We start from the raw sequence: 26,668 nt of genomic DNA on the forward strand, positions 1-26,668 counted from the left end.
CCGAAACTTCTTCAAGGCAGCAGGATATGAGGCTGAATAGATGCGACACGCTTTAGCCTCGTTAGTCCACCACGACGACCTCATGGTCGGCGATGGCGTCGACAACGAAGGTTACGTAGTTGCCGTCGGTCTTTCCTTCGACGGTCTTCCCGCCAACACGCAGGTCGATCTTCGCGGGCGCCTTCTCGATGCGAAGGCGGACAGTGACCGGACCGATCGGAACGAGGTCATACTGTCTTCCCGGGACGTTCGAGAGCAGGAGCCTGTTGTTCAGGTGAAGAATCTTGCGGCCTCCCTGACGGTAGAGCTCCGCACTGATGACACCGTGGGTGCCAGACAGCGCCACCTTTCGTTCGTCGCCGATCGCATAATTCACTGCGTTGGCAATGATCAGCGCGTGGTCGGGATTGGCGTCACGCCCATAGCAACGGTCCAAGTCGGCCACGAACCAGATCAGCTTGCCGCCGTTGGACGTGGTTTTGAGCGTGATGGCCGGAGTGCTTGATTTTGGTTCTCGCATCCAAGACGTTTCCGGCGGAAAGATCGGGAAGTCCGAAATGTAGGTTGCCAGCACCTCGGTCAATGCATCGACTTCAACCGTGGGAAGGAAGCCGCCGAATGGGATCGTGTCGGTCTCTTCGAGGCCCTGGAGAATAGGATTGCGCTCGGCTGCACGCTCCGGCGCGGTCCGATCCTTCGGGCCATATGTGGAGGAACGGTTCTCCGGAGCCAGGCGCAGGTAGGTGTGGCGCCCCCAAGTCTCGATATCGGGATTGATCGGACCCGTCCCGCCAACACTTCCTTCACCCAATCGGACGCCGAACAGAGCGCCGAGCGCGAACTTGCCACGCTGGTCACCGTAATGCGTTGCCCTTGAAGTCTCACCAGTTGCGATGACCGAACCGCCCTTGGCGACGAACTTCTCGACGTGCTGGACCTGCTCGTCGCTAAGTGCGCCGACGTTCGGCAGGATGATGCACTTCACCCGCTCGATGGCGGTGGCGATATCGTCTGCGTGCAGTGGCACGTAGGATATCGCATGGCGGTCGAGAGCTTTGACCACGCCTCGGAAAGGACCAATGGTCTTCTGCTCGACGTCGTCGCGACCGAAGAAGTCCTGGTTCTGCTGGCTCCAGACAACGCCAACCTCTGGTGTCAGCTCGCGATTGACCAGAACATCCTGGTTGGCCTCGTGCCACTGGAAGATCGGTTCGGCGGTCTGATACTGGCGCCTATCTTCATGCGAGGATCCGATGTGGTGCCACCAGGGTTGGATGCCACCGGCGAAGCCCGAGGTGGCCCAGAGGCGGACTTCGGGTTTAGGCATAGATGACAGTCTGAAGACCGGAGCGCCAAGCTGGTACTGGGGTGTCGATTCAGGGATGAGCTTGTCCCAGCCCGCCAGTTCATGAAGCCGCTTGCCAGCCTCGGTGTTCTGCTCGAAGCCGTCGATCGCATTGCGACGTTGATGGTCGAGCATGACGATCGGGGTGTGCTTGAGGATCTGCTGGAGATCGATAAAACGCTGCGAATTGTGCAGCGGCTCGCCACTGATCATCCCCATCCAGGCGCAGTCGGGACCGCCAGCCTTGCGTGTCACTTCATTGTTGAATTTCCAGAGATCGGTGCGGCGTTCGAAGTTCCAACGCAGCCATTTCCGGTAATTGCCATCGTCCCAGTCATGTTGCTTGGGGAGTTCGCTGCCACCATAAGCACGGAACTGCGTTTTGCAGCTGTCGCAATAGCAGATGTACTTGCGCGGAAGCCCCGCCCAGCTATTGTCCGAAAAGCCGTCCGGCTGGCTGCGCTCGATGATTTCTTCCATGATTGCCGGAAGATACTCCGTGTAATAGGCGGAGCCGATGCAGGTTACGTACTTGTCAGCAAGGCGATAGGGTTCGCCGTTGATATCACGGCACACCCACTCCGCATGAGCTTCAAAGAAGTCCTGGGCGACGCGGTTCGAGTCCATGCGCGCAATAACGGCGAGGCCCTCGGCACGAGCTTCCTTGACGATCTCCCCGTAAAGATCACGACCATCAAGCTTTACGGCGCGGTGATGCAGTTCGAACTTCGAGGGATAATAGGCGACGATCCCACCTGCGTTGACGATGACGCCCTGAACGCGAGTCTTGCGCCAATGCTCCCGCCAGAAGCTGCTGTCATACCGCTCAGGGTCACACTCGACCAGATTGGTTTGGCCCCATCGCAGGGCTGTCTTATACCAGGGATCCTTGCTCATTAGTTCCTCCGCAAGTGGGTTGGTGTCGAGCAGAGAGCTACTTAAAATGATCGGGCGCGCCAGTCGCCCGGGCCCTCCTTTCCGCGATACGGAAGAGAAGTCAGCATTTTTTCAAATCTCTTCCACGATGCGGAAAAACTCCCGCCAAAAGCCTTGCACATCGGCGTGACAGCGCTACCGTCTGCCGAATTCCGGAGGAGGAATCTATGGCTCCGGCAGATCGAAGATGCCCCAAGGGAGGGAAGCAAATGAATCAATCAACCCGACGCGACTTCCTCAAGACTGCCAGTGCACTGACCGCAGCGATGACCATGACGGCAGTGATGGGTGGACGGGCCCATGCGCAAGGGACCGATACCATCAAGATAGCCTTCGCAGCCCGCGGGCTTCGTACCACGGACCCGATCAAGTCCATTCAAGGCGTCGACAATTGGGCCATCATCGCGATCTATGACAAGCTCGTCGATCTTCCGCGATGGCATTTCCCGTCGAAGCAAGACGAACTTGAACCTCGTCTTGCAACGTCATGGTCGAGTTCGGAAGACGCGAAGACATGGACCGTTGAACTCCGAAAGGGCGTCAAGTTCCACAAGAACTATGGCGAGTTCACCTCGGAAGACGTCAAGTTTACCTTTGAGCGGGTCATCGACGAGAAGCGGGTAGGGGGTGTTCGGCCGAAGTTCCAGAACATTCAGGGTGTCGATACGGATGGTCCCAACAAGGCGGTCTTCCACCTGAAATCACCAGATCCGTTGTTCCTGCTTGGCGCTCTCAGCGACTACGACGGCGCGATCCTCAGTAAAAAGGCCGTCGAGGAACTCGGCGAAGACAAGGTCGCGACCAATCCCATCGGAACCGGCGTCTACATGCTCGAGTCGATCGCCTCGGATCCCTCGCAGGGCGTGACGCTGACGGCTAATCCCGACTATTGGGACAAACCCGCCGCCACGCCGAAGATCCAGTGCATGTACATTGCCGACACGACAGCGCGCACGCTTGCTCTGCTTTCCGGCAACGTCCACATGATTGAAGGCGTCCGCGCTCCGGGCTGGGCCGACTCCATGAAACAGCGCGATCCGACCCTGCTGTTCGATGTCGTCAGCCCAGGAAGCTTGTTCACGATCCACTTCAATCTGACGAAGAAGCCATTCGACGACCTCAAGGTTCGCCAGGCCTTGTTCTACGGCATCGACCGCGACGAGATCGCGACAGCTATTGCTCCGGTTAGCAAGCGCATCTACGGCCTCAATCCTCCGACCTTCCCGGGCGGCTTTACGGAAGAGACACTTCCTGCCGAGGTCGCCTACAAGTACGATCCGGACAAGGCGAAAGCGCTTCTTGCCGAGGCCGGGTTCGATGGCAACCTGAGCTTCAAGGTCGATACGTCACAGCGGGAAGACTATTCGTCCGTCATGCTGATGATCCAGGACCAGTTGCGTCGCATTGGCGTCAATATGGACCTGAATATCAAGGACCACACCGCGTTTCATGCGGACCAAAACCAGGGCACGAACACCCTCACGCAACAGTCGACAGCTTTCGCTCCGGTGCCGACTCAAGTCTTCCTGACGTACCTGCCGAAGACCGTCGAGGTGAAGTCCGATGGCAAAGGTGGCACGAACTACAGCCACTATGGCGTCGCCATGCCCGGCATTGACGATCAGCTGAACCAGGCGCTGGCCGAGCCGAACCTGGACAAGAGGTTGGCAGCCGTTCAGCAGATGGATGTGCAGGTTCTCAAAGACGCGGTGGTCATGCCGGTGGTGACGAACGGTTTCATGATCGTTCGTTCGCCGAAACTGGAACTCGGCTTCCAGGTGGAGTCCGGATACGTGAACTGGCCTCTATCGCAAGCGCACTCCGCGTAACGCACGACTGCCGTTAGGATTGGCCGGGCGAGGCGGCCAATCCCAGACTTTCAGATTTTGGGAGGAGTAGTTCCGTGTCGATTTTGGCATCGAACATGAAGATCTGCATTCCGTCAGGATTGTGTGATGACGCTGGTGCGATCCTTTGGGCTGCCAATGAGGTGGTTCGCGCGCTTGAACTGCATGATGTCAGGGCAGAGATCGTGGCATCTGGCGCAGACGCCGATCTCATCGCGGAAATTGGCAATCTGTCCGTCGCCTCACGAGAGGGGCTTTCGTTGCCCGTAGCGCCAGAGAGCCTTGCTCTTATCAAGAGCGGAGCGCAAATCTTTGCCTGGGGCTCAGACATCCGCGGTCTGGTTTACGCTCTGACAGAGCTCGCAGACAGGGTGCGCACGTCGCAGGGTGGTGACGTCTTTGCGGGAACGTTCCCATTGATTGAGACACCGACGGCACGTGTCAGGTCGATGGCTCGTCTCTTTTGTGCGGAGCACGAGGACAAAATCTGGTTCTACAGCAAGAACCAATGGCGCGAATATCTGTCAATGCTGGCGTCCAATCGCTTCAACCGTTTCTCGCTGACGCTCGGGATGGGTTACAACTACCCCTATCACAACCCATGGATATCAGACGTCTACTTCTACTTCCCGTATCCGTTCCTCTTCTCGCTCGCGGGCTACAATGTGGATGTGAAGGAGCTGCCCACGGATGAACGCGATCTCAACCTTGAGATGCTCAAATTCATAGGTCGGGAGGCTGCCAGGCGTGGATTGGAGTTTCAGCTGGCGTTCTGGACCCAGCGCTACGATTTCGATGATGTCCCGAATGCGAACTATACGGTTCGCGGTGTCACAAGCGAGAATCTTGCGCCATATTGCCGGGATGCGATCACGCAGGTCCTGAAAGAAGTCCCGCAGATAACGGGGCTGACCTTCCGCGTGCACGTTGAAGGCGGAATTGCGGAAGGCGAGTATGGTTTCTGGGAGACCGCGTTTTCCGGTGTTGCTGCCTGCGGTCGCCCAGTCGAAATCGACATGCATGGGAAGGGCCTGGACTTCAAGCTGATCGATCTCGCGCGTCGATCGGGAATGCCAGTGGCAGCGTCGCCAAAATATCTGGCAGAGCACATGGGCTTACCGTACCATCAGTCCGCTATTCGCGACCGCGAATATCCCCCTGAGCAGGCCAAAAGCGCGAGGGAGAAACTGAGCGAAGGGTCGCGCAAGTTCCTTCGCTACTCCTACGGGGATCTACTGGGCAGCGACAAGGACTACAAGGTCATCTACCGCATCTGGCCCGGAACCCAGCGCGTCCTGCTATGGGGCGATCCTGCCTTCGCGGCAGGATATTCGAGAAGCTCCATGTTTGCCGGATCCGACGGTGTGGAGTGGTGCGAACCGCAAAGCTTCAAGGGGCGGATGGGAACAGCGGTGCCTGGACAGCGCTTCAGCTATCAGAAGCAGGGGCTCCCCACAGCTCAGGACTGGAAGAAATACGAGTACCAGTACCGTGTGTGGGGACGACGGCTGTACAATCCAGAAAGCCCCAGTGACGGATGGATGCGTTGGCTGGACCGGGAATGCGGGGAGGCTGCAGAAGCATGCGAGCAGGGGCTTTCTTGGGCGAGCCGCGTACTCCCGCTGATCACCCTGGCACATGGACCATCCGCATCCAACAATCACTATTGGCCGGAGATCTACACGAACCTCGGCTTCATTGAAGGCGAGGCGGGCGGTCGAGCTTATGGATTCGACATGGAAGGGCCAACCCGCTTTGGGAATGCTCCGACGTTCGATCCGGTGCTCTTCGCAAATGCGCGGGAATATGCCGAGGCGCTTCTGAGCGGCAAAGCGATGGAGAAATACTCTCCGCTCGATGTTGCCGACTGGTTAGACGAGATGTCTGCCGGCTGCAATGCCGCCGCAGACACCACGTCCTCGGCTATTGGCTGGGACCGTGCCGAGACCCAGCGGATCGTCTCCGATGTGAAGATCCTCGGCGCTATCGCAGGCTACTTCGCAGAACGCTTCCGCGCCGCCTGCTGGGCGGAACTGTTTATCGCGACAAAGGCGACCAGCATGATCTCCGCGCTCGTCAAACACGCGACGAAGGCTGTCGAGCACTGGAGGCAGGCTTCCAGCGTTTCGAAGGGGCTCTACCACGACGACATCACCTATGGCCCTCAGTCCTGGCTTCGCGGGTCCTGGCATTCTCGGCTTCCGGAAATGGAAGCCGAGCTTCTCGACCTGGTCGCGCTCCAAGGTTACGGCGGGACGGAGAGCGTCCCAGCCGATGACGCAGCATCAGCCGCCGCCAAGGCGATCAATGGCCACAAGGCACTGCGTCGTCATGTTGGGGAGCTCGAGTATCCAGAAGAATTCACCGCAGGTGAACCGCTTCGGGTTCGCCACAAGGCAGCGGTCGATGCGACCGTCACTCTGCACTATCGCCACGTCAATCAGGCCGAACGCTGGGAGACTGTTGCGATGGAGCCGTCCGGCGACACCTATCTTGGCGAGATTCCAGGTGCCTATACGGCAACCAAATATCACCTGCAGTTCTTCATAAGCTACACCTCAGGCGGAGAGATGAAGATCATTCCTGGTTTGGCCCCGGATCTTGCGAACGAACCCTATGCCACCTCGCTACAACGGGGCGCCAATGGTGACGGGAGGTCACTGTGATAAAATACATTCTCATGAGGCTGCTGGACGCGATCCCAACAGTCTTTCTCGTTCTGCTTCTCGTCTTCATCGCCATGCGTATCCTGCCGGGCGACCCGGCTATCGCTGCACTTGGAGATGCTGCGACGCCAGAGCAGTTGGCATTGTTCAGGGAGAAGATGGGATTGAATGCCCCGCTCTGGCTCCAGTTCATCAACTTCTTGAAGGGAGTGCTCACGCTCGACCTCGGCACTTCGATGATGAACAACCAGAACGTCGTCGGGCTGATCTTCTATAATCTGCCTTACACGATCGAGCTCACTCTAGCCGCTATGCTCATGGGTGTCGCAGCCGGACTGCCTCTAGGGGTGTTCGCGGCAAGGAACCGCAACAAGGCGCCGGACAGCTTCGTTCGCGGGTTTTCCCTGATCGGCTATGCCGTTCCGGACTTTTATCTCGGCGCTCTTCTCTTGATCGTCTTTTCCCTCAATCTCGGCTGGTTTCCGATCAACGGCGGCGGCGAGGGCTTCATCGATCGGATGTATCACATCTTCCTTCCCGCGCTGACGCTGGCATTCGTCAAGGCGGCTTTTGTCGGACGGTTGAGCCGCACGGCGCTGCTTGAGGTGCTGAGCAAGGATTTCGTCAGAACCGCCCGTGCCAAGGGCGCCACCGAAAACCGCATTGTCTATAAGCATGGACTTCGCAATGCGCTTTTACCGCTCACCACGGGCCTCGGCCTCAGCACGCTGGCAACGCTTTCGGGGTCGGTCGCTATCGAGTTGGTGTTCAACCGTCCAGGTATCGGGAAGCTGCTGATCAGCGCGATCGCTGAACGCGATTACGCAATCATCCAGGGTGGGATCGTTGTTCTCGCCATGTGCGTGGTTCTGATCAACCTGCTGATGGACATTCTCTACATCATCGTCGACCCGAGAATAAGGATGCAGTGATGAGCACGGTATCGGAAACGACTTCCCATCTGATGGCGCCGCAGCCAGGCCCGTTTCACGCTCTCAGATCCATCCTCCTCCGGCGTCCCGGCACGATCGCAGCAACGCTTATTGTATGCGCCCTCGTCGTTGTGGCCGTGTTCGCTCCATGGATCGCTCCCTATGACCCGCTGAGCCAATCAATCATCAAGGTCAACAAGATGCCGAGTTGGACCAACTGGCTGGGGACCGACCAATTTGGCAGAGATGTGCTTTCGCGCATGATTTACGGATCGCGCAATTCTCTCCTGTTCGGCCTGATTTCGCCTTTCGCAGCTGCAGTCGTCGGGACCACGATTGGTGTTATCGCGGGCTACTTCGGTGGCGTCGTCGATCGTGTCATCTCTCGTCTCATCGATCTGCTCCTTGCCTTTCCCGAGTTGCTTCTCGCAATCATGATTGCCGCCGTCCTTGGTGGCGGCTTCTGGAACGTCATCGTCGTGATCACGGTTGCCTTCGTGCCAGGCTTCGCCCGTGTTGCCAGAGCGCAGACGCTTTCAGTCAAGCACGAGCCTTATGTCGAGGCGGCGGTATCGATGGGTGTCAGCACCCCCTGGATCATCTTCCGTCACATCATACCCAACATCATGGCACCGATCGTCGTCTTGATGATGCTCTGGGTAGCATCGGCAATCCGCCTCGAGGCGTCGCTGAGCTTTCTCGGCATTGGTACGCAGCCGCCGAATCCAAGCTGGGGCAACATCATTCGTGACGGCCTCAACAATATATTCGGCTCCTCCTGGCCGATCATCGGCGCAGGGGCCGCGATTACCCTGGTGGTCCTGTCCTTCAATCTGATCGGTGATGCCATTCGCGACGCCATCGATCCCTCGACGTCTGACTGATCCGGAGTATTTCATGGTTCAATCTATCAACATCGCACAGGCCGCCATCCGTCCGGAAACGTCCGCACCGGCACTGCAGGTTACCGATCTGCGCACGTCGTTCAGGAACGAGCGCTCGTGGACGCCAATCGTCAAGGGCATCAGTTTCGAGATTGCACCCCGCGAGACCTTGGCGGTTGTGGGTGAATCCGGCTCCGGCAAGAGCGTGACCGCGCTTTCGATCATGCGGTTGCTGAACCCGGAATCGTCTCGGATCGAGGGCTCCGTGAAACTCGGTGGACGCGAGCTTCTCCGTCTTCCAGAGCACGAGATGCGGCGGGTCCGTGGCCGGGAAATGGGTATGATTTTCCAGGAGGCGATGACGAGCCTCAATCCGTTATCGCCGATCGGCGACCAGATTGCGGAAGCGCTGACGATCCACGGCCAACTGAGCGGCGCTGCAGCCCAGGCCGAGGCTGTTCGGATGCTTGAGCGCGTCCGCATTCCAGCAGCCAAGGATCGGGCGAGGGATTTGCCTCAAAGCCTATCTGGTGGCATGCGCCAACGCGTCATGATCGCGATGGCGCTTGTCTGCAAGCCCAAGCTTCTGATTGCCGATGAACCCACGACTGCTCTCGATGTCACAATCCAGGCGCAGACGCTGCAGCTTATCAAGGAGCTGCAAAACGATGTCGGGATGGGTGTCCTGTTCATCACTCATGACATGGGCGTTGTTGCGGAAATTGCCGATCGAACCGTCGTCATGCTGGGAGGCGAGGTGCTCGAGACTGGCGTTACCTCCGACATCTTCGATCATCCCCAGCAGACCTATACGAAGACGTTGCTTGCTGCGGTGCCAAGGCTTGGGACCATGTCTGGCTCAGGTCAGCCAGAGCACTTTCCGCTGATTGACAAGGCGACGGGTGTTCTTCGAGAGCCCACCGAGAGACCTGACACCGTTGATCGAGCAAAACCACCTGTGTTGTCGGTAGAGCATCTGGTAAAACGGTTCGACCTTTCAAAGGGCTGGTTCAGCGGTCCCGTTGCCAGGGTTCATGCTGTCGAAGATGTCTCGTTCAACCTTCGTGCAGGAGAGACGCTATCGTTGGTCGGTGAAAGCGGTTGCGGCAAGTCGACAACTGGTCGGGCTATCATGCGTCTTGTTGAACCGCAAAGTGGTAAGGTCACGATCGACGGCGTCGACATAACCGCGCTTGATAAGAAACAGATGCGCCAGGCGCGTCGCAACATCCAGATGATTTTCCAGGACCCTTTCGCGAGCCTGAATCCGAGAATGCGGGTAGGGGACGCAATTGCTGAGCCGTATCTCACCTATGGTCTCGGATCTCGAAAGCAAGCACGCGAAAAGGTCGCGGACCTACTCACAAGGGTTGGACTGTCACCGGATGTCGCCAATCGCTATCCTCAGCAATTCTCCGGCGGCCAGAGGCAGCGCATCTGCATCGCCCGCGCTCTTGCATTGGAGCCGAAGGTTATCGTCGCCGATGAATCAGTTTCCGGGCTGGACGTTTCTATCAAGGCTCAGGTCATCAATCTGCTTCTTGACCTGCAGGAGACGCTGGGTCTCTCCTACCTGTTCATCTCGCACGACATGGCGGTGGTAGAGCGTATGAGCCATAAAGTGGCAGTCATGTACCTTGGTGAGATTGTGGAGATGGGACCTGCGAGCTCGGTGTTTTCTAATCCGCAACACCCTTACACGAAACGCCTCATGGCAGCGGTGCCTATCCCTGATCCGTCGCGACGAAACATGGTTCGCGCACTGCCGGCCGATGAACTCAAAAGCCCAATCAGGCCCGCCGATTATCGTCCGCCAAAGCGGATCTACCGAAACATTTCCGCCGATCATTTCGTGCAGGAATGGGAGGAGGCGCGCTAGCTATTCTCAGTCCGAAACTGCCATCCCAACGGCAGCCACGGATGCGAGAAGCGGCTTAGCCCGGAGCGTGCTCTCACGTTCCATGATGTCGAATCCGATGTCGATCACGGCTTGATCGATTTCTCCCCCGTCGAGGCGATGGCGCACTGCCGTCATCGCCTCGTAACCGCAGCGCCAGCGATGGATACGCACGCTGCTAAGGGGTGGGTGGGAAGCTTCCATATAGTCGAAATCGTTGAAGCCAGCTATTCCCAACCTGCCGGGAACATGAACGCCCAAAGATTGGCAGGCGAAAAGGGCACCAAGGGCGAGCACGTCATTGTTGCAGAAGACGGCATCTATATCCGGATGATGCTCCAGTGCTTCATACATAAGTTCCTTACCCATTTGAGCCGAAAGAAAGGATCTCCCGCCCTGTTCGGCAATTGGTGGAGGCGTAGTGGACGCGCTGCCGCGTTGCACCAGAAGCGAAGCGTCATAAAGATTCGCCTCATCGAGTGCTCGCTTGTATCCATGCAGCCGTCCACTGGAGCGGGTGCTTAGCCATGCGGTCAAGAAAGCGATCCTGCGATATCCCTGCTGCACGAGGTGCCGGGTCATCTGATACCCCGCCTCTTCATGAGAAAAACCAATGATCTGCTGGATGGGATTGTCGCAGAGGTCCATGATTTGCACCACAGGGCATCCGGCATTTTCCAACATCTGCCGTGTGGTTGCCGATTGATCTGTGCCCGAGACGATGATTGCTGCTGGTTGGTGTCTAACGATACGGGAGACCAGGTTTTCTTCGATGTCAGGATTGTAGCCGGTATTGGCAACCTCGATACGCAGCGGACTGTCGGCCAGACCGTCATAAATGCCTCGTACCACATCGGAAAAGACACTCTGCGTAAGCGAAGGAATCAGAACCGCAACGACGTCGCTTCGTTTCGATGCGAGTGCACGAGCATTGAGGTCTGGGACGTAATTCAGCTTCCTGATGGCATCGTCGATAACCTTGCGAAGGGCCGGAGACACCTTTTGAGGCTCGCGCAGCGCGCGCGAGACGGTGATTGCGCCGACGCCTGCAAGCGAAGCTACATCAGAAATCGTAGGTCGTGAGCTTGACCGTCTCTTCGCCATCTAAAATCCTCCATCCATCCCGTCGTGCAGCTAGAGCCTGAACGACATTCAAGGTCAATCAATCACCATTGACGAACCATAATGGCAGCGCTACCATCGCGCAATCCTAAAAGGCTTGAAGTGCATCGTGTGTCGAGGAGGGCGCTAAGATGGATAAAGATCTTTCGGGTCGGATTCAGTCCGTGGATCGGGCTATGATGATCTTGGAGGCATTGGGTAGTCACGACAGCGGCTGCCGTCTGACTGACTTGTCGAAGACGACAGGACTTTCCCTAACCACCGCTCATCGTCTCCTGACAACGCTTCAACAGCGTCGCTTTGTGCAATTTTCCAAAGGAGAGAACCTTTGGTTCGTCGGTGCGGGTGCCTATGCAGTTGGATCTTCGTTCTTCAAGGATCGTAGTATCGTTGCATCGGCTGGGCCGTTTTTGCGTCGGCTCCGAGATCAAGCCGGCGAGACAGCGAACATCGGCATTGTTGAGGACGGCCAGATCCTTCTTGCCGACCAGGCGAAGGCCAAGCAGAGCTCCAATTCAATCTCTGCCATCGGCGCGCGCACTCCCATGAGCGCCTCGGGGATGGGCAAGGCGTTCCTTGCCTCCTATCACCCGGACGAAGTCGTCGCACTGACGCGAAAACAGGGGTTGAGCCGCATCACATCCAAGTCACTCACCAGCATCGATGCGCTGGGAAGAGAACTCAAGCGGATCGAGGCCCAGGGCTACTCGTTGGACGATGAGGAATACCGTGTAGGCCTGCGGTGCGTCGCCGCGCCGGTCTACAATGATCGGCATGAGGTGGTCTGTGCCATATCCGTTTCCGGTTCTTCACGCAGAATAACGACGGATAGGCTTTCGTCGCTTGCGCAGTTCGTCAAGGATATTGCCTGCGAGTTCACCCTTCACCTAGGCGGCAAAGCCTATCGATAATCTCGCGTTCATTCCATGTTGGGTTCTTGGGCGCGTGATCAGCATGACGACCAAAGCATCAGTCGAGCCACGACACCGGTCTATCGGGCCCGGCGCAGAGTGATCAGAGTCAACTCAGATGGCCGCCCGAGGCGAAGCGCGAAGCCTGGCCAAAGCGCGGTGCCATTGTTGACGTACAGCTGCATGTCTCCGACTTGGTAGAGGCCTGAGACGTAGCCATCGTTTGCACGCGCAACGAGAAGGTCCAGGCCGCGGACCATGCCTCCGTGGGTGTGTCCGGAAAGCTGGAGTGCCACACCTTTCGCAGCCGACCGCTTCGCCAGTCTCGGCTGATGTTCCATCAGGATGACTGGCACCCCGGCGGGCGCTCCATTCAATGCTTTGTCTAGATCCGGGCGTGGAAGGTTGGCGCCGAACGCCGCGAGGTCGGTGAGGCCAGCGACAACAATCTTATCGCCGCCGCGCTCGATGACCGCATGTTGATTGAGCAGCATGCGGATGCCCATACCCGCGTCATGCTTCATCCACCCATCGTAGCCGAAGTAGTATTCGTGATTTCCGGGTATCGCGAGCACACCGTCTCGAGCTTGAAGCTCAGCAATTGGAGCAATGTCCGCGCGGCGCGCTTCGAGACTGCCATCAATGAAGTCTCCAGTCACAAGCGTCACGTCAGGCTGGAGAGCATTCGAGCGCTTCACCACTTCCTCTGCCCATGATTTTGGAAAAAGACGGCTGATGTGGAGATCGGTCAGTTGCAAAATCCGATAGCCTTCGAAAGCTGACGGGAGGTTCGGGATCGCGATCTCGACATTCTTGAGCGGAGGAACACGAATGGCCTGACTGACCGCAAAGCCGGAGAGACCAAGCGCAACAATCCCCATTGCGTACCGGACTTCGGGTAAGACGGAAGGGAAGCTTCGGTTCACAAGCGCCACGCCGAGTGAAACGATGTCCAACGCAATCTGGAACACAGCGAGCATGACGATCGCGCCGAACAGGACATTAAAAGCGATCACCAGCGCGCGCGGGAACTCGGGGGAGAAGACCGATCCCGAAGAAATGCGACTGACCAAATGATATTGGGATGCGATCAACAGGATGACCGCGACGGCTATCTTTATGGACCACACCCACGGCAAAGGCATAAGAAAACGCAAAACGACGACGAGCCACGGCAGCCCGAAGACCAGATGAAACATGTTGTGCCTATCGAGAACAGCAAAGTGAGCCATAGGGGCGGGACGGTTAGGTGGCGTTTCGTTCCTTGAATAACAAGGGCAAGCGCCTGCCGACGATGCACGGAAGTTCCGTTGCTACCGGAGGCGGCCGAATATAGTCTTCTGGAACGACCTCCTCGCATCTCTGTTCCGATTCCATGGCAATCCTCTTCAAGACCACCATCTCCGAGAACTCCGCTTTTGCAATGATCGACCAGGCGCTCGCCTCAGGGCTTCAGTATGACGGCTATTTCAACGCCGTAAGCGATGCTGGCGAGACCACTTTATCTTGGGCTCCATCTATGAGCGCCGGAGAGTTTATTGAACAGGTCAAGGAAATGCTGCGGCTGACTTGGGACGCGGCTCGGTTCTGGATCATATACGACCGCCACGAAGAGCGTAGCGATCCGGATATAACAGAGATGCGCAATGCCGCTTTCCGTCTCACGCGCGGATACAACGGTGTCATCGTAGCCTCGCTCAGTCTCCTTGGGAGAGCCGATGATGAGCACGATCTGGAACTGGTATTCGTTTGTTTCACGGAAGACTTCCAAAGAAGAAACTTTCGAGTTCGCTACGAGGGCAAGGCGATAACGAACTGAAGACACTTGCTGAACGAAATTATGGCGGCCGTGACAGTTTCAATTATCCTGTTGTTCAGCCGCGACCTGCAAGCACTCGATCAACCATTTCGCCGCAGAGGCCGAGATAGTTGGCGGGGTCGCAGCCGTGTTCGATTGCGTCGTCTCCGCCGAGGGCGCTAACGACTTCCGCTTTGGTCTTCAGGACATCGGCGAGACGGCCGGAGGTCTCGATTGCCGTGCGGCATGCCTCGTAAACGACGTCATAGGCATCCTGGCCGCCGAGCTTGGAAGCGGCCGCCAGCATCACCGCTTCCGCCACGATCAGGCCATCGGTGAGGTCCAGATTAGCGCGGCGGTAATAGTCGATTTTGATGGATTTCGCGGCGGCGTCTATCGCCTCGCCGGCGGAAGCGGGAATGGTGCCCAAACCGACCTGGGCGCGCGCGAGTGCGGCTTCCGCCTCAAGATAGCGGCCAACCAGAGCCTCATCGCTGAAGACCGCGCGCATCGCGGCCGTCCCGAACATATCCCTGAACAGCAGAGAGTCGAATACCGTGCTTGACATAGTTAGTCCTCCATTATTGTCCGAACAAAGTCAAGTGAACTTGTCTGCTCCGGCTGCGCCGCCTATAACGTTCAGTAAAGATGGAGATTTTCGGCGAATGAAGGCAAGCAAGCGTTATGCGGAGATCGCTCAACAGCTGTCTCTCGACATCGCAAATGGTGTCTACCCTGTGGGGTCGACCCTACCCAGCGAGCCCGCCTTGGCCGAAGCATTGGGCGTCAGCCGCTCGACGGTCCGCGCCGCGCTTGGCGAATTGCAGAAACTTGGCATGGTGTCACGGCGACCGAGCCTCGGCACGCGCATCGAGGCGTCTCAGCCGTTGACATCGGGTGAAGGCTTTTCGCAGACCTTGAGCTCGATCGAAGCCATCGTTCAATATGCCGCCAACACGCTACGGGACGGTCTTACGTTTGAGCAGATCGTGCTGGATGATAGTCTCGCGACCCGCCTGCAGACCAATCCCGGTTCGAAGTGGCTAAAGATCTCCTACCGCCGTGTCGACAAGCTTGTGAACACCGCGCCGCCCATCTGCTGGACCGACGTATACGTCGACAGGCGATATGCAAGCTTCGTGTCGGACCGCATGGCGCTGCACGTGGGAGCGGTCTCAGAACTGGTGGAGGAGGCTGCCGGCCGCTCTATCTCGCAGGTGGAGCAAGCACTTCGCGGCGTCGGCGTTCCGGCCCAATATGCCGAAGCGTTGAAGGCGCCAGTCGACGGCCACGCGCTGGAAATCACCCGCCGCTATTTCCTGGGAACCAGTGAACTCGTGCTCGCTTCAATCAGCATCCATCCGGGGGACCGCTTCACCTATGTTTCGAGGCTAATGCGGCATCCGTAGCCGCAACGCACCGGATCTGCGTTCATCATGGCTGGAGGGCGTTCTCTCCGGTCGACTATGGGTTCACTGGAGTGTTATCGCTAGCGTGCTGGATGATCGTTTACATTCAGTCTCGTGATACGTCGAACACTGCCTCGATCTCAACCGGAATATCGCTCGGCAGCGATCCCGCGTCCATCGCGGTGCGGGCATGTATAGCCTGAACTCTCCGCGAAAATTGGAGCAAGAGCTTAAATTGTTGATGCCAGAGATTTGGGGAGCTGATCTGAGCAATCTGAAGATAGTCGGCGATGATGCCGGCCGGCAACATGCTTCAACGGCTGTAATCAAGGGATCCGATGGTTCGATTCCTTTCAAAGTGTGAGAACCGGGCCTGCGGCGGCGCCGGTCTCCTTATCTACTTTTGGCGCCTTGTCGGAAAACCAAGAGGATAAAATACGGGCATCCAATAAATGCCGCCAGAACGCCAGCGGGGATTTCATAAGGAAAGTCGACGCTTCGGCCGATCCAGTCTGCGAGCATCATCAGCAGCCCTCCGATGACGCTCGACATCAGCATGAACGATCCGGGTCCCCGTGGGTGCGTCATCCGCGCCTTGTGTGGAGCCATGAGGCCGACAAAGCTAAGTGGCCCGACAATGAGCGTAGCGGCTGCAGTCAACGTTGCGGAAAACAACAAGAGCGTTGCGCGAATGCGCACTGGATGCATGCCGATCGATCGCGCGAGCGCGTCGCCCATCGGCAGGATCTCGATCCAACGCCGGAACAGGGGCGAAAGCAAAAGTGCGACGAGTAAAATGAGCGCGGCGATGATTGCGACCACGCCGGTGGCGCGGAACGTCGGTCCCATCGTCCATGCGAGAACGTATGTTGCGCGCGGATCGCCACTGGCGACGATGACGGAAATGACTGACGTGACCAACGCGCCTACCGCGACGCCTGCAAGCATCACTGGGCCGGGCGCGAAATCGTGATGCTTGGCGACAAAGAGGATTATGGCCAGTGCAAGGAGCGCGCCGATGATGCCGCCCGCCAAGGGCATGATCGGTGAACTCATGCCGCCGAGAAACAGGGCTGCGATGATGCCCAAGCCAGCACCGCCGCTGACGCCCAAACCCTCCGGACTGGCCATCGGGTTTCTGGCAACCGCCTGCAGCACGGCTCCTGCCAAGGCCAGCATGCCTCCCGCGGACGCGGATGTGAGAACACGCGGCCAACGGCCCTGCACGAGAACCGACAGGTCGACGTCATTGGAAAAGACATGCTCGGTCAGCGACAGGCCAGCGACGACGACCATTAACACGACAGACAGCGGCAGCGCGAGATTTTGCCCGATCGGGGCCATGGCGTGGCGGGCACCCTCGGTGCTTGCCTGGAATGGGGCCGGTGGCACTTCGCGCAGCATAAAAAGCATCGCAAGCGCACCGGCGAGTGCGGTTATCGTTCCTGTCGGCACCTCTCCGATGAAGGGGGTGATGATCAGCACGGTACCATCCGCCATCAGTAGCACGGCGCCGCCTATCAACGCTCCCCAGAGAAGCCTTTGCGGCAGTGTCCGGGCGCCGGCAAGCCGCGCGATGTGAGGGGCGGCCAAGCCAATAAACGCGATCACGCCAATCCGGGCAACGACCATCGCCGACAGCACTGTCGCCAGAAAGAGGACGGCCAGGCGTAGTTTCGAAGGAGATATACCGAGGCTTCGAGCGCCTGCATCATCAAGCCCAGCGATCGCGAGCGGCCGAACGAAAAGCAGGAGCGCGGGGATCAGCACCAGCATCCGCCATGAAAGCGCGGTGGCATTGCAAAAGTCGTTCTGGATAAGCGAGCCGCTTCCCCAGATGAACACGCTTCGCAGATACTCGTGGTGGAATAACGCCATCATCACAGACGCGGAGCCAGCTGCAAAGCTCACGATCATTCCCGACAACAGCAGGGTGACCGGCGCGAACCCGCTTCTGTATGAAAGTCCGCAGACGAGCGCGACGGCAGCCAACGCGCCGCTCACGCCGGCGAGTTCTCGCTGTTCAGCGGAGACGCCAGCAAGAGCGAGAGATACCAATGTTATTGCCAGTTGAGCGCCCGAGAGCACGCCGAGTGTCGACGGCTCCGCCAGTGGATTTTTCAGTATTTGCTGAAAGATCGTGCCCGTAAACCCGAGCGCTGTCCCGGCAAGCAAAGCAACGACAATGCGAGGCAGAAGGGAGAAATGAACATAGGTCTGACCGAACGAGGCGCTATCTGGATGGAAGAACGCGTCGAGAAAGTGAGCCGGCGAAACATATCTCAGTTGTCCCAGGGCGCAGAAGGCGAGCGCCAGGGTCATGGCCAGCCAGTACACGCGGGCGGGCGTCAAGAATTGGTTTCTATGCAAAACCAAGGGCCTTTCGAAGAACTTCGGCAAATCGCATTGCTGATGGGAATGCCCCGAACACCCAAGTGGGCGGAATGGTGGCGACATCGCCGCGCTGCACCGCAGGTAGCGATCGCCAAAGCGCGCTTCTCAGGAACGCATCGGGCGGACCGGGTTCGATGATCAGCAGCCGCGCCTCAGGGTATCGGGCGATGGCGTCGAGGCCGGTGGTCGCAAAACCCCAATTGTTGGTGGGTTCGTTCCAGGCGTTTGCGATGCCGATCTTTGCAAGCACGTCGTCGAACAGGCTTCCGGCGCCATAGATGTCGATCACGCGGTCATCGGTGAATTTGACGATCAGGAGTTTGCGTCCGTCATAGGCAGTCATCTCCGTCTTGATGGCGGCAAGCCTTGCGTAGCTGCGATCAAGGAAGGCTTCGGCTGCGGGGGAGCGGCCGATACGCTCACCGATCGCGACCAAAGCCTCGTGCGATCGCCGCAAGGGCTGTTGCTCGGCCGTATAAAGTGGCAGCGCCATGGTTGGCGCGATGTCTTGTAATCGTGCTTGAGAGACGCCGTAATTGGCCTGCGACAAGATCAGGTCGGGCTGTAGCGACCTCAGCAGTTCCATGTTGGGCCACGAACGAAGACCGAGATCGATCGTGTCTTTCGGAAGCGCCGGCACGACAACACGGTCGCCATAGAGCGGAGCCTCCGCGACCGACTGCGGCGCGACGTCGATCGCAAGCAGGCTTTCCGCCCAGCCCCAGTCCAGGACAGCGATCTTGGGAGAAGGGCGTTCAGCCCAAGCGATACGCGGCATCATAAACGCACCGAACGCGGCGGCAAATTGCCGCCGCGTCAGTTGAACGGGACGCGTGTGTCGAGGCTTTGTCAACGTCACCAGCTATATTTCAAGGTGGCGTAGACGGTGCGTCCTTCGCCCCAGTAGCACCCGGTCGCGGCAATGCAGGTCGATACATATTTGCGGTCGAACAGGTTGCTGACGTTGAGCGACGCCTTCAGGCCTTCGAGCTTCGGATTCGCTTTGCCGAAGTCGTAGCGCACGGCGGCGTCGAAGACGGTATAGCTCGGGATGTCGAAGTTGTTTGCGTTGTCGCCGAATGTCTGACCGGTGTAGCGCGCGCCTGCGCCAACGCTCAGGCCATCCCAATTGGTCGAGCTCTGCAAGGCGTAGTCCAGCCAGACGGACGCCTGGTGGCGCGGAACGAAGGCGAAGCGGTTGCCTTCGTTGCTGACGCCTGCAGCATTCGGATTGTCCTTAGTGATTTCGCTGTCGGTATAGGCATAGGACGCAATTACCGAGAAGGCATCGTTCAGCTCGGCTTTGCCTTCGACCTCAACGCCCTTCATGGTGACTTGGCCTGTCTGAACCCGGAAATTGGTGTTGAGCGGATCGGGAGACAGTACGTTGTCCTGGGTGAGGTGATATGCAGACAGCGTAACGAAGCTGTTCATGCCATCAGGCTGGTATTTCACGCCGACTTCGAACTGTTCGCCCGTGGTCGGATTGAACACATTTCCGAGACGATCGGTGCCGCTGGCAGGGTTGAAGGACGTCGAGTAGCCCGCGTATGGTGAAATTCCATTGTCGAAGTTGTAGACGAGGCCCGTCTTCCAGGTGAAGCGTCCGTCGTTCTGATCGACAAGCGTATTGGACGTACTTGTCCGCGTCCGGGTGTCGGTGTTGGCCCAATCATAGCGACCGCCGATGGAAAACGCGAAACGGTCCCATTCAATCTGGTCCTGAGCATAGATGCCGAGCTGGCTACGATGCTGATCGATTCTCGTCGCAATAGCGGGACGTGTAATGGTAGTGGCGCCGTAAACCGGGTCGTAGCCATTGAATGGCGCAGGAATGAACCTGAGGGTGGATTCTTCGTAGCGGCTGCTCTCATACGAGTAATCGAGCCCAAAGAGAGCGGTGTGGTCAAGCGCACCGGTGGAGAACTTCGCAATCGCCTGATTATCGACGGTGACGGTGCGAGCGCTTTCCGGAAAGGCCCAGGCGTATCGATCGAATCCCGTCGGGCTGCAGGCAAAGATGCAAGCGGGCTGAACGCGCTGGGTGTCGGTTCCGATGTAGGAGTAACGCAGGTTCTGGCGAACCGTCCACGTATCATCGAACTCGTGCTCGAATTCGTAGCCGACCGAGGCCTGGTCGCTCTTGTAATAGTCGTAGCCGGGTTCGCCGGGGAATGTGCTACGCGGCAACTCGGGATAGATGTTTGTGTAGAGCGTTCCGTTTGCGATCAGCGCCGGCGCGCCGCCGCCACCGGGAGAATAGATCTTCTGATAGTCGGCATGAATCGTCAGCGATGTCGCGTCGTCCGGTTGGAACGTGAACGACGGCGCGATGTAGGCCTTCCGTTCCTTGACGAAATCGTACTGCGTATCGGTGATGCGGCCAACGCCAACGATGCGGTAGAGGAATGCATCGTCACCGTTCACAGGGCCGCCGAGATCGAAAGCCGTCTGGACGCGGTTGTCGGTCCCTAGCTGCAGTTCGACCTCGTTCTTGGCCGTCGCGCTCGGTCGCTTCGACACCATGTTGATCAAGCCACCCGGCTCGCCTTGGCCATAGAGCACGGACGAGGGGCCCTTCAGGACTTCCGCTCGCTCGAGGCTGTAGGGTTCCACGCGCGGCTGCGCATAGCCACGCGAGCCGAACGGCAAGCGGAGACCGTCGAGATAACGGCCCGGGCGAAAACCGCGGATGGTGAACCAGTCATAGCGAGAATCGTCGCCGTACTGGCTGATGACGCCCGGCGTATAGCGCAGTGCCTGCGTCAGCGTCGCAGACCCCTGTGCCGTCATCTGATCCTTGGTGACGACATTGATGGCCTGCGGCGTCTCCTTGAGCGACGTGTCGGTCTTGGTTCCGGTCGCGCTCTGTCTGGCGACAATGCCGTCGACGGGGCCGAGCGCTTGTTCGCCGGTCACGCTGATTGGCTGCAACACGGTTGAACCATCGGAGGGGGCGACGCTTATTCCTCCGGCCGGATTGACCAGAACGACTGTATTCGCTGATGAGAAGCGGTAGGAGAGGCCCGTCCCTGCCAGGAGTCGCGACAGCCCGGCTTCAGGTGGCTCCCGATCTCCACATAGGTGAGGCCGTCGATACGAGACATGAGGAAGACCTGCTTGGCGCGGGGCGGCATGTTGTCAATGATCGCGGAGATACGTCTCAGTTCCTGCACCCCGATCGCTATCTGCTCGACGGATGGAGAGGGATCGGATACTCCCTCCAATCCATCGATGCCGTCAACGAAGGGCGCGATCCTTTTCCGCCGCTCATGGTCCACGGCGAGATTGCGACCGGTCGTCATGAAGTATCCAGCCAGGTCAGCGACCTCTCGCAACAACGACCGCCGCTCCCAAAATCGAAGGAATGTGTCCTGCAACAGGTCCGCGGTCGTTGCCGAGCATTTCACTCGCCGGTAGATGACAGCCGAAAGGCGCGTTCGCACGTGAAGAAACGTATCAAGAATTTCAGGACGGTGAGCGCTGGTCATAGGACGCTGCTAGCATCCAAGAGCGGAACGGCGCAATATTAAAGTTGATTATGAAATTCATATTTTTCATGCGCGGCTATTTTGCAACTAGCCTGCGGTAGCTTTTGATGCAAAGCCGGTTGGTCGCTGGCGAGATAGTTAGCGATGTCTCTCCCCAGCTCGAAGCGCGCTTTTCAGGGCATTGGCTGAAGGCGACAACGGGCATACATAGCGAGAAGAGTATGCACAGGAGGGAAAATAAGAGAAGTTGAAGTCAAGCAGCAACGTACCGTCCGTCCGGACATTCCCGAGATCCGCGCCCTTGATCGTATCGAAGAGGTAACGGCCGCCTCCATAGGTTTCCTTGCCCGAGGTTGCGTCCGTGAACGGCAGGAAAACGCCGCCGCCGTAACCTTCAATCCAGTAGAGCGTCAATTCGCCACCAAATTTGGTTTGCAGCCCTTGCGTGCGCGCAAAGGCACGCATCGACACCGCCCCGTCGGCTCCCGTCGAAACAGTCATGCGCTCGGGATGCGCCGGAGCCATCCGCACGGTGAGACGAAGCGCTGGGTCGTAAGGAAATGTCACCGGCCCCGCAAAAGCCTGACGATCCGCCGGCTCAATGGGCGATTGAGGATGGGTGCGAAATAGCGTTTTGCGGGTGTCGCACCAAATCCGCCATGCGGCTTCCGGGTCGGGATTGGAACGTATCTCATAGTAGAGGTTAGCGATTTTCTGACGCCAATCCCACAATTGTTCCGCTTCGCTCACTTCATGTCTCCTCGTTCGACCGCTTATGCACGCTCGCGTACTGCAGCGCGCGTGCCGCTCCCTCAGCCTCGGGGATTGTGGCAATCTGTAAATTTGGCCCCTATACATCGCGTGGCAGCTTAACCAAAGTAGCCGCCGGATGCTGGTCTCTAAGAGGCCTTGGAAAGAGAAAGCTCAGGAGCAGCCAATCTCAGATATGATAACGGCCATTTCCGACCGACGTCAAACAACCGGAAAATCTGGATTTAACTGCTCCTGTTGACGTTAGCGAATAGCCCGTCATGTCATGCTAAATGGACGGATTTTCATTTCTTCGAGCCTGGCACCGCATCAACGGCAAACGGGTCGTGGTCTGCTTTGTCGTTCCATGTATATTCAGCGAAATTCGCGCTTTGATCGGCCGCTTCGCGTCCGTATATCTTTTCGACCACCGCAAGCGACATGTCGGTGCCTGCCGAGACACCTGACGAGGTGATGTACTTTCCGTCTTCCACCCAACGCGCATGGCCCACCCAATTGACCTTGGTGCTCTGGCTCGTCGCCCAGCTGAAAGCCAGCTTGTTGGTGGTTGCCTTGTGGCCGTCAAGCAGGCCTGCCTTGGCCAGGATTGCAGCGCCCGTGCAGACAGACGTTGTCAAAGTCGTCCCTTGATCCTGTTTGCGCACAAAGTCGAGTATCTCCTGATTGTTCACCTCTTGGCGTGTTCCGATGCCGCCTGGGACCATAAGAATGTCGAACTGCGGAGCATTCTCGAACGAATATGTCGCAACTGCTTCTACGCCTTGCGCTGAGCGCACGGGACCGGCCTTCTGGGCGACCAGAACGACCTCATGATCAGGCAGTCGCCCCCACATCTGGATGGGGCCGAATACGTCAAGGGTTTCGAATTCCGGAAAGACAACGATGCCAATCCTCTTGCTTTTCACGGTAGCATGTTCACTCACGGCTCTACCTGTCTCGGGGTTTGGCATTTCGGTTGTCAGTGTTTGGGCAGAAGCGCTGCCGACGGACAGAACGAGCCCAATCCAAAGGATAAACAATCTCACCATTTTTGTAATCTCCACGATAGCAGCCTCTTTTGCGGGACTGCTTGTCAGCAATCTTGCATCAAGCCGCGATGACGACACATCTAATCTACCAACTAGTAGGATGATCTTCAACGTGCGGCGCGTGATCAAATTGTCGCAGCGTAAAGACACAGATGTTTTTCTTGATGGGATCGAACCTTGGATCCGTGCCTTGGAGACGTGGCTGTTTACGTCAAGGTCGCTCGTATTTTGACAAGCCATGCCTGATCAGCAGCATGTAGACCGGCAGACCGGCGGCCTTGCGGGTGATATCCCAAAGCGCTTGGTCCATCGCGGAAATTGCCGCAAACCCGAGCGCATCGCGCCTGCGTGTTAAGACGCAACGTAGGATCATTTTGCGGTGCCTGACTTAGGCTCTCTTCCGCATCATGAACATCAGGAATGGCGCACCGATCATCGCGGAAACCAGTCCGGCCGGGATTTGATAGGGCGATACGAGCGTGCGTCCCAGGAAATCGGCAACCACCATGAGCGCGCCGCCGATCAGGGCTGCGCCGATCATCTGCGGCAATGCACGCGTCAGGCCCGCCTCCCGTGCCAGATGCGGTCCCATCAATCCTACGAATGACAGGGGGCCGACAGTGAGCGTTGCCGCGCCCGTCATCAGGCCCGCCAATGCGAAGAGAACAAGCCTCGATCGCGCCAATGATATGCCGACAGCCGATGTCGGCGACGGCCCGAGTGGGAGGATATCGAGCCAGCGTCGGGTAAAGAACGCGATGGTCATCAACACGATACCGATGCCCATTTCCGCGAGGGCCGTCGGCCCGTCGACGAGATAGGTCGAGCCGCTCATCCATCGCATGAGAAGTGCAGCTCTCGGATCGCCGGTGGAGCTCAAGACGCCGACGACTGCATCGACCATCGCGCTCAGCGCGATCCCGGCAAGCAGGACGCGTTCGGGAGAAAAGCCGGATCGGCGCGAGCTCAAGAAAATGACGGCAAGCACACCGATCGCGCCAGCGACCGCGAAGGTAAACTGGCCAAACAGGCCCGGCGCGACGGCAAACAGTCCGATGGCAACACCGAATGTTGATCCAGCGCTGATGCCGAGAACCTCGGGGCTCGACATTTCGTTGCCGGTGAGCCGTTGGAGGATCGAACCTGCGACCGCGAGCATTGCGCCTGAAGCCAAAGCCGCAAAAACCTTTGGCGCTCGAATGGCGAGGATGTCCGATGATATATCACCGGAAAGAATTGAAAGGCTGCCATCAATACCGCGTCCCACGATCATGCTCACACCAACGGCCAGAAGCAGTCCAACCGCGACAAAGGCGATTGATGTCGCTGTGCTGGTACGTCTGGGTCTGTTCCAGACGGCGGACTGTTGGATCCGGTGACGGATTTTCAGCCGGGGTAAAAGCGCCAACAGCAGGGGGGACCCGAAGATCGCCGTGACCGCGCCCGTCGGTAGGAAGTCCCCAAGTCCGCCCGCAACCAGCTGGAGCACAGCGTCGGCACAGAAAAGAAGGCTGCCTCCGATCAGTGGAGACCAGAAGATCAACTGTCCGGGACGCCGCGCGCCCGACAGTCGCGAGAGCGTCGGCGCGACCAGGCCGATAAAGCTGATCACACCTATGGCACTGGTGACGAAGGCCGAAAGGGCCACGGCGCAGCCGATGGCGATGACACGAAGCCGGCCCACCCGGACGCCGAGGGATGCTGAACTGTTGTCGCCGAGATCTAGCAGAGACAGCGGCCTTACGATCAAGGCGCAAATAACCGCCACCACCGCCATCTTCCAGAACAGGGACAACGGTATGACCCAGCTCTGCTGGGACAGTGACCCGCTTCCCCAAATGAAGAGGCTCGCAAGGTAGCGCTGATTGAGATAGGTCAGGATGGCGGAGAGGCCGCCGCACCATAGACTAAGCACCAGCCCTGACAGCACGAGGGAATAGGGCGAAAACCCACGCCGCGCGCCAAGGCTGAGAACAATAGCTGCGGCAGCCGCGCTCCCCGCCAGGGCGACGAGATCGCGGTTGGCTCCAAGCAGTCCCGGGATGAAGAGCGACGCCACCACCAAGGCGAGGTTGGCGCCCGCCGACACGCCAAGTGTTGTCGGATCTGCGAGCGGATTGCGCAGCACCTGCTGGAACAGCGCACCCGCCAAGGCAAGTGCTGCACCCGCAAGGATCGCTGTCGCAAGACGGGGTAGGGTCGAGTAATAGAGCACCAGCCGTGTCGCGTCGTAGCTTGCCTCGGAAGGCGCCCTCAGGGAAGGGGTGACGAGCAACAGGGATGCAGAGCCTCCAACGATCAGAAAGATGATGACCACGAGTGCCGGCCCGAGGACGTCTCGACGAGAAATGTTCATGCGTCGCGCTCCAGGAGATCAGCCAGAAGACCGGCAAATCGGATGGCTTCATTCACCATCCCGAACATCAGGGCCGCCGGAAGGATCGATAGGTGTCCGGGACGAGCAAATGGAAGCCGGTTCCATAGAGGGCTTTCCGCAAGTTTGGGAAGGACGTCTGGCGGGACGGGATCGAAAGCCACGAGCCGGGCATCCGGGTCGGTGATCTTGGCGAGATCTTCGATGCCGATGGTTTCGAACCCCCAATAGTTCGATTCCCTCGTCCATGCGTTCCTGACGCCTAGCCGCTCGAACACACCATGAAACAGTCCGGGATTTGAATAGATGCGGACGTGACGCGCGTCCATGAAGTTCACCAAAGCGATCGGCGGGATGTTTTTACCTGCCAGTCGCTCGCGGCAACGATCAAAGAACGCCTCTGAACGCGCCAGGAATGCCTCAGCTTCCTTCTCCCGTCCAATTTCCACCGAAAGCTTGTGCGTCCCCGATATCGCCGACTGAAGAGCAGGTCCACTATCAGGCGTGAATATCTCCAGGCGCACGATCCTTCCATAAGGCTTCAGCCTGGGCAGCAATTCGTCGAGGTAGGGCGTCGTCAAGATGATATCGGGTTTCAGTTGGAGCAGGATTTCGAAATTCACCTCGAAGGAGCTGCCGATATCGACGACGGAATCCGGCATGACAGGCTCGACCACCCACCGACCCCAGTCCGCGAGATCGGAAATGCCGACCGGCGGTAGACCGAGTGAAAGAAGCGTCGATGACAGGCCATAGTCGAGACTGACGATTCTTTGGTCCGGCGCTTGAGCGAATACCGGCGTGGACGTGGCTGCCATCGCAGCCGCATATTGCAGGAAGGTCCTTCGCGAGATGGGCATCAA

The 26,668-nt window shown here is 58.3% G+C and carries 20 protein-coding genes and 1 pseudogene; 8 read left to right on the forward strand and 13 right to left on the reverse strand.

The genetic code is table 11. The annotated features are described in order from the left end of the window. Positions 1 to 61: 61 nt before the first annotated feature. Positions 62 to 2,242, reverse strand: a complete 2,181-nt coding sequence (locus ACODTZ_RS33640; RefSeq protein WP_489031387.1) for an alpha-amylase family protein — start codon at positions 2,240 to 2,242, stop codon at positions 62 to 64. Between the two features lie 248 nt (positions 2,243 to 2,490). Here ACODTZ_RS33640 and ACODTZ_RS33645 point away from each other — a divergent pair, with 248 nt between their 5' ends. The 5 genes from ACODTZ_RS33645 to ACODTZ_RS33665 all read left to right on the forward strand — a co-directional run bounded on the left by ACODTZ_RS33645 (position 2,491) and on the right by ACODTZ_RS33665 (position 10,489). Further along, on the forward strand, positions 2,491 to 4,110 hold the full coding sequence (locus ACODTZ_RS33645) for an ABC transporter substrate-binding protein (RefSeq protein ID WP_489031389.1): 1,620 nt from the start codon (positions 2,491 to 2,493) through the stop codon (positions 4,108 to 4,110). 74 nt (positions 4,111 to 4,184) lie between these two features. After that, positions 4,185 to 6,794 carry a hypothetical protein gene (locus ACODTZ_RS33650; protein WP_489031391.1) on the forward strand — a complete coding sequence of 870 codons (2,610 nt, stop codon included), beginning with the start codon at positions 4,185 to 4,187 and terminating at the stop codon, positions 6,792 to 6,794. Beyond that, positions 6,791 to 7,726, forward strand: a complete 936-nt coding sequence (locus ACODTZ_RS33655; protein WP_047510939.1) for an ABC transporter permease — start codon at positions 6,791 to 6,793, stop codon at positions 7,724 to 7,726. Before ACODTZ_RS33650 ends, ACODTZ_RS33655 begins: the two co-directional genes overlap by 4 nt. Further along, on the forward strand, positions 7,726 to 8,610 hold the full coding sequence (locus tag ACODTZ_RS33660; RefSeq protein WP_489031393.1) for an ABC transporter permease: 885 nt from the start codon (positions 7,726 to 7,728) through the stop codon (positions 8,608 to 8,610). The genes ACODTZ_RS33655 and ACODTZ_RS33660 overlap by 1 nt, the downstream gene beginning before the upstream one ends. 13 nt (positions 8,611 to 8,623) lie before the next feature. Continuing rightward, entirely contained in the window at positions 8,624 to 10,489 is a 1,866-nt protein-coding gene (locus ACODTZ_RS33665) for an ABC transporter ATP-binding protein (RefSeq protein ID WP_489031395.1), read from the forward strand. 6 nt (positions 10,490 to 10,495) lie between these two features. On the opposite strand, the gene ACODTZ_RS33670 is transcribed toward ACODTZ_RS33665, so the two are convergent. Next, positions 10,496 to 11,611: a LacI family DNA-binding transcriptional regulator gene (locus ACODTZ_RS33670; protein WP_489031397.1), complete on the reverse strand. Its 1,116-nt coding sequence runs from the start codon at positions 11,609 to 11,611 to the stop codon at positions 10,496 to 10,498. A 149-nt stretch (positions 11,612 to 11,760) separates the two neighbouring features. Here ACODTZ_RS33670 and ACODTZ_RS33675 point away from each other — a divergent pair, with 149 nt between their 5' ends. After that, a complete protein-coding gene (locus tag ACODTZ_RS33675; protein WP_489031399.1) occupies positions 11,761 to 12,540 on the forward strand; it encodes an IclR family transcriptional regulator in 780 nt (259 codons plus the stop codon). Between the two features lie 80 nt (positions 12,541 to 12,620). On the opposite strand, the gene ACODTZ_RS33680 is transcribed toward ACODTZ_RS33675, so the two are convergent. Beyond that, positions 12,621 to 13,739, reverse strand: coding sequence for a metallophosphoesterase (locus ACODTZ_RS33680; protein ID WP_489031401.1), 1,119 nt, complete (start codon positions 13,737 to 13,739; stop codon positions 12,621 to 12,623). A gap of 176 nt (positions 13,740 to 13,915) precedes the next feature. Between ACODTZ_RS33680 and ACODTZ_RS33685 the strand changes: the two genes are divergently transcribed. Continuing rightward, the gene (locus ACODTZ_RS33685; RefSeq protein WP_489031403.1) at positions 13,916 to 14,359 is read left to right on the forward strand and encodes a hypothetical protein; all 444 of its coding nucleotides are present in this window, start codon (positions 13,916 to 13,918) and stop codon (positions 14,357 to 14,359) included. Between the two features lie 55 nt (positions 14,360 to 14,414). Here the strand turns inward: ACODTZ_RS33685 and ACODTZ_RS33690 are convergent, their stop codons facing one another. Beyond that, positions 14,415 to 14,906, reverse strand: coding sequence for a hypothetical protein (locus ACODTZ_RS33690; protein WP_489031405.1), 492 nt, complete (start codon positions 14,904 to 14,906; stop codon positions 14,415 to 14,417). Positions 14,907 to 15,003: 97 nt separating this feature from the next. On the opposite strand from ACODTZ_RS33690, the gene ACODTZ_RS33695 reads away from it, so the two are divergent. Then, positions 15,004 to 15,747, forward strand: coding sequence for a GntR family transcriptional regulator (locus ACODTZ_RS33695; protein ID WP_489031407.1), 744 nt, complete (start codon positions 15,004 to 15,006; stop codon positions 15,745 to 15,747). A 393-nt stretch (positions 15,748 to 16,140) separates the two neighbouring features. On the opposite strand, the gene fhuB (ACODTZ_RS33700) is transcribed toward ACODTZ_RS33695, so the two are convergent. The 9 genes and pseudogenes from fhuB (ACODTZ_RS33700) to ACODTZ_RS33740 form a co-directional block, all read right to left on the reverse strand. After that, complete coding sequence (gene fhuB / locus ACODTZ_RS33700) at positions 16,141 to 18,099, reverse strand: Fe(3+)-hydroxamate ABC transporter permease FhuB (RefSeq protein WP_489031409.1); 1,959 nt, start codon at positions 18,097 to 18,099, stop codon at positions 16,141 to 16,143. Positions 18,100 to 18,109: 10 nt separating this feature from the next. Continuing rightward, positions 18,110 to 18,919: an ABC transporter substrate-binding protein gene (locus tag ACODTZ_RS33705; RefSeq protein ID WP_489031411.1), complete on the reverse strand. Its 810-nt coding sequence runs from the start codon at positions 18,917 to 18,919 to the stop codon at positions 18,110 to 18,112. 77 nt (positions 18,920 to 18,996) lie between these two features. Further along, complete coding sequence (locus tag ACODTZ_RS33710) at positions 18,997 to 21,078, reverse strand: TonB-dependent siderophore receptor (RefSeq protein ID WP_489031413.1); 2,082 nt, start codon at positions 21,076 to 21,078, stop codon at positions 18,997 to 18,999. A 26-nt stretch (positions 21,079 to 21,104) separates the two neighbouring features. Next, on the reverse strand, positions 21,105 to 21,632 hold the full coding sequence (locus tag ACODTZ_RS33715) for an RNA polymerase sigma factor (RefSeq protein ID WP_489031415.1): 528 nt from the start codon (positions 21,630 to 21,632) through the stop codon (positions 21,105 to 21,107). 138 nt (positions 21,633 to 21,770) lie between these two features. Next, positions 21,771 to 22,382, reverse strand: coding sequence for a DUF1684 domain-containing protein (locus ACODTZ_RS33720; protein ID WP_489031417.1), 612 nt, complete (start codon positions 22,380 to 22,382; stop codon positions 21,771 to 21,773). 305 nt (positions 22,383 to 22,687) lie between these two features. After that, positions 22,688 to 23,446 (reverse strand): DJ-1/PfpI family protein, encoded by a 759-nt coding sequence (locus ACODTZ_RS33725; protein ID WP_489031419.1) that lies wholly within the window; start codon positions 23,444 to 23,446, stop codon positions 22,688 to 22,690. A gap of 223 nt (positions 23,447 to 23,669) precedes the next feature. Beyond that, positions 23,670 to 23,768, reverse strand: a pseudogene (locus ACODTZ_RS33730) (hypothetical protein); the annotation flags it as partial. Between the two features lie 51 nt (positions 23,769 to 23,819). Next, a complete protein-coding gene (fhuB, locus tag ACODTZ_RS33735; protein ID WP_489031421.1) occupies positions 23,820 to 25,787 on the reverse strand; it encodes a Fe(3+)-hydroxamate ABC transporter permease FhuB in 1,968 nt (655 codons plus the stop codon). Next, a complete protein-coding gene (locus ACODTZ_RS33740; protein ID WP_489031423.1) occupies positions 25,784 to 26,665 on the reverse strand; it encodes an iron-siderophore ABC transporter substrate-binding protein in 882 nt (293 codons plus the stop codon). The genes fhuB (ACODTZ_RS33735) and ACODTZ_RS33740 overlap by 4 nt, the downstream gene beginning before the upstream one ends. Positions 26,666 to 26,668 lie beyond the last annotated feature (3 nt).

This window comes from Rhizobium sp. FG113 (assembly GCF_057809895.1).